The sequence below is a fragment of the Pseudomonas sp. Seg1 genome (assembly GCF_018326005.1).
Taxonomy (GTDB): Bacteria; Pseudomonadota; Gammaproteobacteria; order Pseudomonadales; family Pseudomonadaceae; genus Aquipseudomonas.
Genome location: NZ_AP021903.1, coordinates 6359856 through 6373031, shown reverse-complemented (window position 1 = coordinate 6373031; position 13176 = coordinate 6359856). Strand labels below are relative to the sequence as shown.

14 protein-coding genes are annotated in these 13176 nt (G+C 60.5%); 11 read left to right on the top strand and 3 right to left on the bottom strand.

What is annotated here, in order from left to right:
• The first annotated feature begins 64 nt into the window (after nucleotides 1-64).
• Genes KI231_RS28750 through KI231_RS28735 form a run of 4 tightly spaced genes read left to right on the top strand, consistent with a single transcriptional unit; the run spans nucleotide 65 to nucleotide 4493 of the window.
• Complete coding sequence (locus KI231_RS28750) at nucleotides 65-715, top strand: DUF1120 domain-containing protein (protein WP_213026961.1); 651 nt, start codon at nucleotides 65-67, stop codon at nucleotides 713-715.
• 43 nt (nucleotides 716-758) lie between these two features.
• Nucleotides 759-1526, top strand: a complete 768-nt coding sequence (locus KI231_RS28745) for a fimbria/pilus chaperone family protein (protein WP_349306213.1) — start codon at nucleotides 759-761, stop codon at nucleotides 1524-1526.
• Nucleotides 1527-1564: 38 nt separating this feature from the next.
• Entirely contained in the window at nucleotides 1565-3952 is a 2388-nt protein-coding gene (locus KI231_RS28740) for a fimbria/pilus outer membrane usher protein (protein ID WP_249412079.1), read from the top strand.
• Between the two features lie 13 nt (nucleotides 3953-3965).
• Nucleotides 3966-4493 carry a hypothetical protein gene (locus KI231_RS28735; RefSeq protein ID WP_213026960.1) on the top strand — a complete coding sequence of 176 codons (528 nt, stop codon included), beginning with the start codon at nucleotides 3966-3968 and terminating at the stop codon, nucleotides 4491-4493.
• Between the two features lie 20 nt (nucleotides 4494-4513).
• On the opposite strand, the gene KI231_RS28730 is transcribed toward KI231_RS28735, so the two are convergent.
• Entirely contained in the window at nucleotides 4514-5950 is a 1437-nt protein-coding gene (locus KI231_RS28730; RefSeq protein WP_213026959.1) for an aminotransferase-like domain-containing protein, read from the bottom strand.
• A gap of 179 nt (nucleotides 5951-6129) precedes the next feature.
• Here KI231_RS28730 and KI231_RS28725 point away from each other — a divergent pair, with 179 nt between their 5' ends.
• On the top strand, nucleotides 6130-6375 hold the full coding sequence (locus tag KI231_RS28725; RefSeq protein WP_213026958.1) for a DUF1127 domain-containing protein: 246 nt from the start codon (nucleotides 6130-6132) through the stop codon (nucleotides 6373-6375).
• A gap of 115 nt (nucleotides 6376-6490) precedes the next feature.
• Here the strand turns inward: KI231_RS28725 and KI231_RS28720 are convergent, their stop codons facing one another.
• Nucleotides 6491-7801 carry an NAD(P)/FAD-dependent oxidoreductase gene (locus KI231_RS28720; RefSeq protein ID WP_213026957.1) on the bottom strand — a complete coding sequence of 437 codons (1311 nt, stop codon included), beginning with the start codon at nucleotides 7799-7801 and terminating at the stop codon, nucleotides 6491-6493.
• Nucleotides 7802-7947: 146 nt separating this feature from the next.
• Here KI231_RS28720 and KI231_RS28715 point away from each other — a divergent pair, with 146 nt between their 5' ends.
• Nucleotides 7948-8301 carry a YkgJ family cysteine cluster protein gene (locus KI231_RS28715; RefSeq protein WP_103302949.1) on the top strand — a complete coding sequence of 118 codons (354 nt, stop codon included), beginning with the start codon at nucleotides 7948-7950 and terminating at the stop codon, nucleotides 8299-8301.
• A gap of 141 nt (nucleotides 8302-8442) precedes the next feature.
• Here KI231_RS28715 and KI231_RS28710 read toward each other — a convergent pair whose 3' ends face one another.
• Nucleotides 8443-8931: an Lrp/AsnC ligand binding domain-containing protein gene (locus tag KI231_RS28710; RefSeq protein WP_003177284.1), complete on the bottom strand. Its 489-nt coding sequence runs from the start codon at nucleotides 8929-8931 to the stop codon at nucleotides 8443-8445.
• A 156-nt stretch (nucleotides 8932-9087) separates the two neighbouring features.
• Here KI231_RS28710 and dadA point away from each other — a divergent pair, with 156 nt between their 5' ends.
• The 5 genes from dadA (at nucleotide 9088) to KI231_RS28685 (ending at nucleotide 13123) form a co-directional block, all read left to right on the top strand.
• Nucleotides 9088-10392 carry a D-amino acid dehydrogenase gene (gene dadA, locus KI231_RS28705; RefSeq protein WP_103302581.1) on the top strand — a complete coding sequence of 435 codons (1305 nt, stop codon included), beginning with the start codon at nucleotides 9088-9090 and terminating at the stop codon, nucleotides 10390-10392.
• Nucleotides 10364-10717, top strand: coding sequence for a RidA family protein (locus KI231_RS28700; protein WP_038359209.1), 354 nt, complete (start codon nucleotides 10364-10366; stop codon nucleotides 10715-10717). The genes dadA and KI231_RS28700 overlap by 29 nt, the downstream gene beginning before the upstream one ends.
• Nucleotides 10718-10812: 95 nt before the next feature.
• Entirely contained in the window at nucleotides 10813-11886 is a 1074-nt protein-coding gene (gene alr / locus KI231_RS28695; protein ID WP_213026956.1) for an alanine racemase, read from the top strand.
• An 89-nt stretch (nucleotides 11887-11975) separates the two neighbouring features.
• A complete protein-coding gene (locus KI231_RS28690) occupies nucleotides 11976-12524 on the top strand; it encodes a cupin domain-containing protein (RefSeq protein WP_007920393.1) in 549 nt (182 codons plus the stop codon).
• A gap of 182 nt (nucleotides 12525-12706) precedes the next feature.
• Entirely contained in the window at nucleotides 12707-13123 is a 417-nt protein-coding gene (locus tag KI231_RS28685; protein WP_047596762.1) for a c-type cytochrome, read from the top strand.
• Nucleotides 13124-13176: the final 53 nt, after the last annotated feature.

Sequence of the window (13176 nt, the reverse complement as noted above, 5' to 3'; positions counted from 1 at the left end):
ACCCGCTTACTTGCATCAAAAGTTAGTAGGGAACGAACTTTCATTTAAATGGATATGACGACTTATGAAAAAGACAATTCGGATTGCTGCTCTGGCGGCGATGCTTCTACCCGTATCGGCGATGGCCGAAAGCGTTGACCTGAACGTTATCGGCACCATCATTCCAACCGCCTGCATTCCTGCCTTTGCCGGCGGTGGGACAGTGGATTTGCGCAAGATCTCCGCTGCAACACTGAATCAGACAGCGCAAACCATTCTCGCAGGTCGCGATGTTTCGCTGACCATCAACTGCGATGCTGTGGCACAAGTTGAAGTGTCGGTTCGCGATAACCGCGAGGCAACCAAATTGCCTGGCATCAGCGATGGCACGGGCCAGACTGATCCGGCACTGTTCTTCGGTCTCGGCGATATCAATGGCACGCGCATTGGTGGATTTGCCCTGCGTCACGGCACTCCCGAAACCGACGGCACGGGCCGGGCGTTGCTGACCCGAGCGAGCTTCCTGTCTCCTTGGCAGGTGCCCACCAGCACATTGGTGAGAAATGCACCGGATTTGTATTCCTGGGGTATTAGCGCCGCCACCGGTCCGATCGGAGCCAGGCACCATGCCTTCCCGATGCACTTGCTGCCGATCATTGGCCCCAGCAACGCTTTGCCGATTGCCAACGAAATCCCGCTTGATGGCTCGGTAACGTTCGACATTTTCTACATCTGACGGCCTGCCCCGGCGGTTGCGTATCGTCGAGTACCGTTCGCCCATGCAAGAGCGCCCCGGCACGGCCCGGGGCGCTCCCAGGATTCTCCCGGATATCCCGATGCCTATTTCTCTCAGTCTTTTGTTCAAGGCGGCACTGCTGTGCCCGCTCGCCTGGCTTTCGATCACTATCGCCCACTCCGCCGGCATGGTTCCACAAACGCCGGTCCTCGTGGTGGAGGAGGGCGTGGGTGAAGCCGTCATGAATGTGCGCAACACGGATTTGCATCCTGCGTTGCTGCATTCAAGTGTTAAAAACGTCGAGCAGGATGATGAAATACTGCTCCTCGTTACGCCTCCTCTGGCGCGCGTCGAAGCGGGCAGCATTCAGCAGGTGCGGTTCATCCTGCAAAACCCCCGATCTTTGCAGGTCGAGCGCTTGAAGCGGGTGGTGTTCGAAGGCATTGCTCCTGCAGCAGATTCCAGTGGCGCCCGAGTCAGCCTGGGGATAAGGCAGAATTTGCCGGTGATTCTGCGTCCCGCTGGGTTGGCGGTTGAGCGAGAGCCGTGGAAACGACTGAGCTGGAGTGCCACACCTGGCGGCCTACAGGTGTTCAACCCCAGCCCTTATGTCGTACGGCTGGCCAAAGCCTTTGTGCCGTTGCCCGGCTCAGACATGGCCAATTTGCCGCGCACCTACATCTTGCCCGGCGAACGCTTGAACATTGCGCTGCCCTTGAGCACCTCCGTACGAACAATGTCGGTGCGGATCTATCCGGCGACCACTTACGGATTTTCGGTTGAACACTTCGATGCCCCGGTCACTCGCTAGTGTGGGTCAATTTTCGCCGTTGCCTGATGGTGGTTCTGGTGAGCGGTTCGAGTTTCGTGACAGCGCGCGAGCCTGTGGAATTTGATGCCAAAGTACTGAAGGACCGCGGAATCGATCCGGCACTGGCGCAATATTTTCGTGATTCGCCGCGCTTTACCCAAGGCTCGCGTTTAGTCGCGCTGGAGGTCAACGGTCAGCCCAAGGGGCGCGTGCGCATGACCTTCAGTGCTCATGGCGAGTTGTGTCTGGAGCCGCAGTGGCTGAAGGCTGCCGGCATACGGCCCTTGTCTCCGGTGGCCAAGTCGCAACCGGATGGATGCGTGACCGTCACAGAAGGTTTTCCCGACGCCATTGTGCAGCTGTATCCAGGCAGGGAGCAGGTCGAGTTGTTGGTGCCCACCAGAACCCTTGCGTTGCCGGAGCGTACCGCGCATGACTTTGACGATGGCGGTGTCGCCGGCGTGTTCAACTACGACTTGCTGGTGGCGGGCAGCGAGCTCGGAGGGCAGCGCAGCACTTATCGAAACCTTGGCTCCGAAGTCGGCTTGAATGCCGGAAACTGGATATTGCGCAGCCGGCAGTCTTACACGGCGTTACCCGGCAGTACGCGATTCGAACATCTTTACGCCTATGGCATGCGCACGTTGGAGGCCTACGAGGCCAGTGTGCAAGTCGGTCAGTTGAATCTGGCCTCAGCGCTCTTTGCCGGTGAATCCTTCACTGGTGTGCAGATCCTTCCCGAGACGGCATTCGCGCAGTTGCGTGCCGCGCAGAACGGTGCTCGTGGTCACGTCGAAGGGGTGGCTTACTCGCCGTCCCGGATCGAGGTCCGGCAGAACGGTGTGGTGATCTACACCACGATGGTGCCGGGCGGCCCCTTTACGTTGCGCGCGTTGCCACTGTTGAGCAATCAGCTCGATCTTGAAGTGAGCGTCCACGAGCAAGATGGGCAGATACGGCGATACCAGGTTCCGTCTGCCAACCTGCGCGAGGGGATGGTTGAGGGGACGGGTGGATTCAATTTTGCGCTCGGTAGCGTACGGCGACTGGGAACGGACGACCGACATGCGCCGTCCTTTGCCACATTCAGCAAGGACTGGGACTGGAACCGAGTCAGTCGCATCACCGGCGGCTTGTTGGTGGGAACGGACTATCTGTCGGCGGGTTGGGGGTTGCAAAGGCAGTGGGGCGATCTCAACCTGGGCGTGCAACAAGTGTTTTCTGACGCGGGCGTCGAGGGCGTGTCCGGCAATCAGGTGCAGATGACGCTTAACGCGTCAATATCGCCAACACTGTCGACCAGCCTGATCGCGGTGCATCAGAGCGGGGGTTTTCGCACGCTATCGGATACCGGCTGGAATCAGGAGCGCGGCGAGCCCGCGTCACGCAGTCGCAACCACTTACAGGGTTCACTCAATCTCTCGACCGAACACTGGGGCGCCTTTGGTGCGACGTGGTCGCGTTACCTGAGCGAGGGCGCACCGCCACAATCGCGGACGGGTTTGTCCTGGTCACGGACATTGCCACAGCGAATCAGCCTTTCCGTCAGTCTGGAACGGGATGTGGGGGGGCAATCGCGAGAGAGGCGGGGTACTTCCGCCTATCTGACCCTGGGGGTTCCGCTTGGCGGTCAGGCGAGGCTGCGAAGTTACCTGCGCACTGATGAACAATCCGGAACGCGCAAGGGCCTGGCGGTCAGCGATGTGCTCAGCGAAAACCTGGCTTACACCGTCCGGGCGGAATATCCGGACGCGGCGTCCGCCAACTACGCTGCGCGCATCAACGCCCTGCCGTACTACACAAGCGTTGATCTGGGGGTCGGCCAGCGCTCCGGTGCGACGGACTATGACGTGGGACTACGTGGAGGCGCAGCGTTTCATCGCGACGGTGTGACATTGTCGCCCTATCCGCTAAGAGACACGATTGGCGTGCTGAAGGCCGGTGATCGGGCCGGCGTCAAACTGAACACGCCTCAGGGCCCGGTCTGGACCGACGGCACAGGCCACGCGATAGCCGCGACGCTCCCTGCCTATTCGACGGCCAGGCTGGAAGTCGATCCTTTGAGTCTGCCGCGTAATGTCGAGGTGCTCGACGGGTTGCAAGAGGTGACGATGGGGCGCGGCTCGGTGAAGCACCTGGATTTCTCTATCGTGACTGTCAGGCGTTTGTTGTTGAGGGCCATGACAGTTGATCGGCAGTGGCTGACTCAGGGGCTGACAGTCGAGGACGAGCAGGGCCGTTATCTGACAACCGTGCTGGAGTCCGGAACCATTTTTCTGCCGGATGTGAAGTCCGATCAGACCTTGCTGGTGCAACTGCCCGACACCACACGGTGCATTTTGCAGTTCGCCCTTTCCGATGCCCCCGAAGACAGCGCACAGATTGAGCGCGTCGATGCGATGTGCACCCCTGTCGAGCTGTCCTGAGCGAGTGTCTGACATGAATGTATTGGTTACTGTGGTCTTGCTTGTTTGCCTGTTCTCACCTTTTGCGCTGGCGAGCGACCAATGCCGACTGGGGCTGTCCCCGGTGGGGGTGGATTTTGGATCACTCACTCGGGCCGAGCTGTTCGAGCGTTCGGGCTCGTTCGGTGAGGGCGGCGGTTTCGGTGGGCGCACGCTCCATTTGCGAATTCAATGCGCCGTTCCTCGTGCCATGACGTGGGGGTTCGTTGCGACGATGGCGGATGCCCAGCGTTACCGCTGGTCTGCGGGTACGTTTCAGATCCGCATCATTGCGGCGCGGCTGGACGGAATGGCAGTGCGACTGCGGCGGGCCGGCGATGACGCCGTCGAGGCGGATCTGTTGCGCCCGGGTGAGCGCCTGGTGACATGGCGTTCAGGTGCAGTTGTCCAGGGCGGACATCTGGAGGTCGAGTTGCGGATCGAGGCCCATGTGGATGAAGCCATGAGCCGGGTTCGCGACTTGACCCGTCATGAGGCACAGGGGACATTTCTGCTCGACTGAAGACGATCCGCCTGCACGTTTCAGCCTGAGTTGAGGGTGTTCGCTTCGGCCAGCAGCCGGATTGCCGTCGCGCCGACCTTGCGCACCGCTTCTTCGATCTGCGGCGTCGGTTTTGCTGCGTAGTTCATGCGCAGGCAATTGCGGTACTTGCCCGAGGCGGAAAAGATGCTGCCGACGGCAATCTGTACGCCTTGATCATGCAGCTCACGATTGAGTTTCAAGGTGTCAAAACCTTCGGGCAATTCCACCCACAACATGAAACTGCCCTGCGGACGGCTGGCGCGGGTGCCGGCCGGGAAATAGCGGGTTACCCAGTCGATCATCAGGTCGCGATTGCGCTGGTATTGCGTGCGCATCCGCCGCAAATGCGGTTCGAAGTGGCCGGATTTGAGAAATTCTGCAATGGCGATCTGCGGTTGTGGCGCGGTGGAACCGGTGCTGATGTATTTCATGTGCAGCACGCGTTCCAGATAGCGGCCCGGCGCAACCCAGCCGATGCGCAGCCCCGGCGCCAGGGTCTTGGAAAACGAACTGCACAGCAACACCCGGCCATCTTCATCGAAGGATTTGATCGTGCGCGGACGGGGGTAGGTGTAGGCCAGTTCTCCGTATACATCGTCTTCGATAATCGCCACGTCGAAGCGCTGCGCGAGGTTGAGCAGGGCGCGTTTGCGCGACTCCGGCATGATGTAGCCGAGCGGATTGTTGCAGTTGGGCGTGAGCTGAATGACCTTGATCGGCCATTGCTCCAGCGCCAGTTCCAGCGCTTCGAGGCTGATGCCGGTGAGCGGGTCGGTGGGGATTTCCAGAGCCTTCATGCCCAGCCCTTTGAGGGTCTGCATGGCGCCGTGAAAACTCGGCGAATCCACCGCGACGATGTCGCCCGGCTCACAAATCGCGTGGATGCTGGTGGACAGCGCTTCGTGGCAGCCGGTGGTGACGACGAGGTCGCTGGCGCTCAACTGGCAGCCGGAGTCGAGCATCAATCGGGCGATCTGTTCGCGCAGTTCGAGGGTGCCGTGGATATTGTCGTAATACAGACCGGGCATGTCCTGCCGACGACTGATTCGCGCCAGGCCACGCAGCAGCGGTTTCATGGTCGGTGAGGTGACGTCGGGCATGCCACGACCGAGTTGCACCACATCCTTGCGCGGCACCGCGCGAATCAGTTCCAGCACCTGATCCCACTGTGAAATCTCCACCGGCCGCTGCGCCGGACGGCCGACGGCGGGCAACTCCGGCAACTCGCGGCCGACCGGCACGAAATAGCCTGATTTGGGTTTCGGCGTGGCCAGGCCACTGTCCTCAAGCATGCGGTAAGCCTGCTGCACCGTGCTGAGACTGACGCCATGTTCTACGCTCAAGGCGCGCACCGACGGCAACCGGTCACCCGGACGATAGAAGCCTTGTTCGATGCGGGTGCCGAGCAGCTCGGCGAGGTTCACATAAAGCGTCATGGCACTGCCTCGATGCAGGTGATTCGAAAAACCAGTACAGATGCGGCGTAAATCGACAATTCAGTGGCAGAAACAGCAAATCTGTATGGAAATAATACAGATGTGTTGAATCTGTAATGCTTTTGCCGACCCGCGCATCATGGAATCTCTGGCTACCCAAGTAAACAGGAGCGACAAAAATGAACGGCTTGAGCGATGTGCGGCTGACGTTACACAGTCAGGAACTGGAGGCAGGGCAGGAGGACAGTGCGTGGAACACGGCCATGCGCAACGCGCCGTCCGACCTCAGTCGCTTGGGTCTGTTCTGGCATCGTCTGCACACGCGCAAGGCGTTGCTCGGTTTGACGCCCGAGCAGCTCAAGGATGTCGGGCTGACGCGGGAGCAGGCGCTGGAGGAGGGCTTGAAGCCGTTCTGGCGGATCTGAGATCTGTATTGTTCTTTCGGGCATCGCGAGCAGGCTCACTCCTACAGGGGGAACGCATTTCAACTGTAGGAGTGAGCCTGCTCGCGATAGGGCCTTCACATCCACCGCAAAAACATCAGACCAGTTCTTTAAGGCGATGCCACAACATCCCCAGCGCCAGCAACGGCGAGCGCAAATGCTTGCCCCCTGGAAAGGTGATATGCGGCACCTTGGCAAACAGATCAAAGCCGCCGCTGTGCTGCCCGCTGATCGCCTCGGCGAGCAACTTACCCGCCAGGTGCGTGGCATTCACCCCGTGCCCTGAATACGCCTGGGCGTAATACACGTTCGGTTGGTCCGCGAGCCGACCGATCTGCGGCAAACGGTTGGCGCCGATGCCGATCATGCCGCCCCACTGATAATCAATGTTTACTCCGGCCAGTTGCGGGAAAACTTCGAGCATCTTCGGCTGCATGTACGCGGCGATGTCCTTCGGGTCGCGCCCCGAGTAATGACAGGCGCCGCCGAACAGCAATCGGCGATCCGCCGAGAGCCGGTAGTAATCCAGCGCCACACGCTGGTCGCAGACCGCCATGTTTTGCGGCAAAAGGCCATGCGCCTGCTCTTCGGACAGCGGCTCGGTGGCGATGATGTAGCTGCCGGCGGGCAGGACCTTTCCGCTGAGTTGCGGGTTGAGGCCATTGAGATAGGCATTGCATCCCAACACTAGCGTCTTCGCCCGCACCGAGCCTTGCGCCGTGTGCACTTTCACTTCAGGGCCGTAATCAATGCGGGTCACCGCCGATTGCTCGAACAGCTGCACGCCCAGTTGCTGCGCCGCTGCGGCTTCGCCCAATGCCAGATTCAGCGGATGCAGATGCCCGGACCCCATATCGACCAGGCCGCCAACGTAGCGTTTGGAACCGACCACCGTGTGCATTTCATTGGCTTGCAGCAGACGGGTTTCGTAGCGATAACCAAGGCTGCGCAGCTCTTCGGCGTCCTCGGCAAAACCCTCGAGGTCAGACGGCTTGTTGGCGAGGTCGCAGTAACCCCAGGTCAAGTCGCAGGGGATCTGGAAGCGCTCGACGCGCTGGCGGACGATTTCCACGGCTTCCAGCCCCATCAATTTCATCTGCCGCACGCCGTCGGTGCCGATCACGTTGGTGAACTGGTCGAGACCATGACCGACGCCGCGAATCAGTTGCCCACCATTGCGACCGCTGGCGCCCCAGCCGATCCTGTGTGCTTCCAGCAGCACCACGCTGAGGCCACGTTCGGCCAGTTCCAGCGCGGTGTTCAGCCCGGAAAAGCCGCCGCCGACCACGCACACGTCGGCAATCACTTCACCTTGCAGCCGCGTATGGTCCGGTTGCGGCAGGCTGCTGGCGGCGTAGTAAGAGGCAACGTGGGGTTGGCTCGCGGTGGTTTGGGCGCGGGCGGTCATGGGCGTCATCCTGAGCGGGGTGTCGAGAAAATTTGACGGAGCATAAGCCGCACCCGCGAAGGTGGGCAACATTGGTCGGTCTACGGTGTCTGGATTGCGGCTTTTGCGGCACAATTGCCGCCTATTCCACGTTGGTCACCGTTTCGATGAGCTGCAACAGCGAGAAAATCCGCACCCTGCGTCAGCAGATTCCCTCGTTCGAGTGTGTGCCCGGCTGCCACGATTGTTGTGGGCCGGTGACAACATCGCCGGAAGAAATGGCGCGCCTGCCGCGCAAGACCCGCGCCGAGCAGGATGCGGCGATGGAAGAGCTGAACTGTGTGCACCTGGGGCCGAATGGCTGCACGGTGTATGGCGAGCGACCGTTGATTTGCAGGTTGTTTGGCACCACCAAAACCTTACCGTGCCCGAATGGGCGGGGGCCGGTGGAGCTGATTCATCCGCGCGCAGAAAAGCAGATCTTCGAGTACATGGCGGCGAATCGGCAGGTGTTGGTTTAGCCAGTTCGCTGGTCCGAGTCGAGGCCATCGCTGGCAAGCCAGCTCCCACAGTTATTGTTGTCGGACACAGAATTTGCGTTGGACACTGAACCTGTGGGAGCTGGCTTGCCAGCGATAGGGCCGGGTCAGGCCCGGCAAAAATCAGTCCGGGATCGGCAGGCTCAGGCTCTCCTTCACCTCTTCCATCACGATATAGCTCTTCGACTCGCGCACATGCGGCAGCTTCAACAAAATATCGCCCAACAGCTTGCGGTACGAGGCCATCTCGGAAATCCGCGCCTTCACCAGATAGTCGAAATCCCCTGACACCAAGTGGCACTCCAACACATGCGGCAACTTCAGCACCGCGCGTCGGAACTCTTCGAAAGTGTCGCCGGATTTGTAGTCGAGGCTGATCTCGACGAACACCAGCAAGCTACCCTTCAAATGCTGCGGATTCAGCCGGGCGTTGTAGCCCATGATGATCCCCTCACGCTCCAGACGCCGCACCCGCTCGGTGCACGGCGTGGTGGAGAGGCCGACCTTTTCCCCGAGCTCGGTGAAGGAAATCCGCCCGTCCGCCTGCAGGATCCGCAAAATGTTGCGGTCGATCTTGTCCAGCTCACGTTTGGTCTGAGTGTTGGTACGCATAGGGGATGCGCCTCCGTGAAAAGGGTTTTTGCCGAGAATTGTCGCCAAATATAGGCGCTTATATAGTGAAAAGCACTGGCATTTATTTTTTACACTGCGCGCATCATTGCTCTAACAACAGACGTACGCGGCCCCTGCCGCGATGAGGGATACAAAATGCGCGTAATGGTCTTGGGTAGCGGCGTCATCGGTACCGCCAGTGCTTACTATCTGGCCCGTGCCGGGTTTGAAGTGGTGGTGGTCGACCGGCAGCCAGCCGCCGCCATGGAGACCAGTTTCGCCAACGCCGGCCAGGTCTCGCCGGGCTATGCCTCGCCGTGGGCCGCGCCGGGCGTACCGCTCAAGGCGATCAAGTGGCTGCTGCAACGTCACGCGCCTCTCGCGATCAAGGCCACCGCCGACATCGATCAATACCTGTGGATGGCGCAGATGCTGCGCAACTGCACCGCCAACCGTTACGCGGTGAACAAAGAGCGCATGGTGCGTCTGTCCGAGTACAGCCGTGACTGCCTCGACGAATTGCGCGCCGAAACCGGCATCGCCTACGAAGGCCGCAGCCTCGGCACCACGCAACTGTTCCGCACCCAGGCGCAACTTGATGGCGCCGCCAAAGACATCGCCGTGCTGAAAGAGTCCGGTGTACCGTTTGAAGTGCTCGACCGCGCCGGCATTGCCCGCGTCGAGCCGGCACTTGCAAATGTCACCGACATCCTCGCCGGTGCTTTGCGCCTGCCGAACGACCAGACTGGCGACTGCCAGATCTTCACCACGCGCCTGGCTGAAATGGCGGTGAAACTGGGTGTGGAATTCCGCTTCGGCCAGGACATCCAGAAACTCGACTTCGCCGGTGACCGCATCAACGGCGTGTGGATCGACGGCAAGCTGGAAACCGCCGACCGTTACGTGCTGGCCCTCGGCAGCTACTCGCCGCAGCTGCTCAAGCCGCTGGGCATCAAGGCCCCGGTGTATCCGCTCAAGGGTTACTCGCTGACCGTGCCGATCACCAATCCGGCGATGGCCCCGACCTCGACCATTCTCGACGAGACCTACAAGGTCGCGATCACCCGTTTCGACAACCGCATTCGCGTCGGCGGCATGGCCGAGATCGCCGGTTTTGACCTGTCGCTCAACCCGCGTCGCCGCGAAACCCTGGAGATGATCGTCAACGACCTTTATCCTCAGGGCGGCAATCTGGCCGAGGCGAGCTTCTGGACCGGCCTGCGTCCGACCACTCCGGACGGCACGCCGATCGTTGGCGCCACCCCGTTCAAGAACCTGTTCCTCAACACCGGTCACGGCACTCTCGGCTGGACCATGGCGTGCGGTTCCGGTCGCTTGCTGGCTGACCTGATGGCGAAGAAAAAGCCGCAGATCAGCGCCGAAGGCCTCGATATTTCCCGTTACGGCAACAAGACCCAGGAGTCCGCAAAACATGGCAATCCAGCGCCAGCTCACCAATGAGCGCATGAGTCAGATCGTCAGCCACAACGGCACCGTGTATCTGGCCGGGCAGGTCGGCGACGATTTCGACGCCGGGATTGAACAGCAGACTCGCGACGTACTGGCCAATATCGAGCGCCTGCTCGATCTCGCGGGCACCGATAAACAGCACCTGTTGTCGGCGACGATCTACCTGAACGACATCGAAGCGCACTTTGCCGGGATGAACTCAGTGTGGGATCAGTGGCTGCCCAAAGGCGCCGCCCCGGCCCGTGCCACCGTCGAAGCGAAGATGGCCAAGCCGAGCATCCTGGTCGAGATTTCCATCGTCGCCGCGCTGCCGTAAACCGCTGTAAAGATCCCTCTCCCGGTGCTGTTGGCGGTTCACGCCGTCAGCCAGCGCCGGTTTTTATTCCCATGACCGCCTAGAAGTCTGCCGCCATGCGTCCTGCCCGTGCCCTGATCGACCTAGAAGCCCTGCGCCACAACTACCGAATTGCCCGCGAAGTCACCGGCGCCAAGGCGCTCGCCGTGATCAAGGCTGATGCCTATGGCCATGGCGCGGTGCGTTGCGCCCAGGCGCTGGAGGCCGAGGCCGATGGTTTCGCCGTCGCCTGCATAGAAGAAGCGCTGGAGCTGCGCGCCGCCGGCATCAAGGCCCCGGTGTTGTTGCTCGAAGGCATCTTCGAGGCCGATGAACTGGCGCTGATCGTCGAGCATGATTTCTGGACCGTGGTGCACTCGCTGTGGCAACTCGAAGCGATCGAGCAGGCTGCGCTGAGCAAACCCATCACTGTGTGGCTGAAACTCGATTCGGGCATGCACCGCGTCGGTTTGCATCCAAAGGATTACCCGGCGGCGTATCAACGCCTGCTGGCCAGCGGCAAGGTGGCGAAGATCGTATTGATGAGCCACTTCGCCCGTGCCGATGAATTGCACGAGCAGAGCAGCGCCGATCAGGTCGCGGTGTTTGAGGCTGCGCGTCAGGGCTTGGCAGCGGAAGTCAGTCTGCGCAACTCGCCTGCCGTGCTCGGTTGGCCGCAGATTCACAGCGATTGGGTTCGCCCGGGCATCATGCTCTACGGCGCCACGCCGTTCGAAGAAGCCAACGCCGTGGCTGATCGCCTGCAACCGGTGATGACTCTCGAATCGAAAGTCATCTGCGTGCGTGAATTGCCGGCCGGCGAACCAATCGGCTACGGCGCCAGATTCATCACCGACAAGCCAATGCGCATCGGCGTGGTGGCCATGGGTTACGCCGATGGCTACCCGCGTCAGGCGCCGACTGGCACACCGGTGCTGGTGGCCGGTAAACGCAGCCGCATCCTTGGCCGCGTGTCGATGGACATGCTCTGCATCGACCTTACCGATGTGCCGGAAGCGGACCTCGGTTCGACCGTCGAGCTGTGGGGCAAAAACATCCTCGCCAGCGAAGTCGCACAGTGGGCCGACACCATTCCCTACCAGATCTTCTGCAACCTGCGTCGAGTGCCAAGGCTCTATTCCGAGGCTTGAGGCTGCGACGGGACCCGAGTGTTGTAAATACTGAACGCTGTCGCCATGATAACGCTCAATATTTCTACAACACTCTGGAGGCTCCAGCCTTGGACGTCGGTGAACGACTGCAATCGATCCGCAAGCTCAAAGGGCTTTCCCAGCGTGAACTCGCCAAACGCGCGGGCGTCACCAACAGCACCATTTCGATGATCGAAAAGAACAGCGTCAGCCCTTCGATCAGTTCGCTGAGAAAAGTTCTGGGCGGCATTCCCATGTCCATGGTCGAGTTCTTTTCCGAAGAAATCCTGCAGGAAGTCCCGACCCAGATCGTCTACAAGGCCAACGAGCTGATCGACATTTCCGACGGCGCCGTGACCATGAAACTGGTCGGCCGTGCGCACCCGAGCCGGGCTATCGCATTTCTCAACGAAATCTACCCGCCGGGCGCCGATACCGGCGAAGAGATGCTCACCCATGAGGGCGAGGAAACCGGGATTCTGGTCGAAGGTCGTCTGGAACTGGTGGTGGGGCTGGAAACTTTTATTCTCGAAGCCGGCGACAGCTACTACTTTGAAAGTACCAAGCCGCATCGTTTCCGTAATCCGTTCGACGCGCCTGCGCGACTAATCAGCGCAGCCACGCCGGCGAATTTTTAAAGATAGAGGCGCCAAGCCATGACGGCGAAGGCATCCAACGAGTTTTTCCACTGTGCGGTATAACCCCTTCGACTATGGGGTTGTTTCAGTGTGGCGGGCTACCCGCTATACTTCCGCCCGCCTGCGAACCGTGGCCGCAGGCGTGAATAGCCACCATTGAGGGTGAACGCGTGAACCTAATTATGAAAATGCTGGCCGCACCAGCAACCGTACTGGCCCTCTGGGCTGTCAGCGCTCAAGCTGCGACGAATGACGACATTGCCAAACGCCTCGAGCCGGTTGGCCAGGTGTGTGTTCAAGGGCAGGAATGCAAGGGGATGGAAGTGGCTGCAACTGCCGGCGGCGGTGGCGGTGCGAAAACCCCGGACGAAGTGATTGCCAAACATTGCAACGCTTGCCACGGCACCGGCCTGCTGGGCGCACCAAAAATCGGTGACACGGCAGCCTGGAAAGACCGCGCCGATCACCAAGGCGGTCTCGACGGCATCCTGGCCAAAGCCATCACCGGCATCAACGCCATGCCGCCGAAAGGCACCTGCGCCGATTGCTCGGATGACGAGCTCAAGGGCGCAATCCAGAAGATGTCCGGCCTGAAGTAAGGCGCGCTTCTGATGAAAAAAACCGTCTTCGGACGGTTTTTTTTGTATTAGCC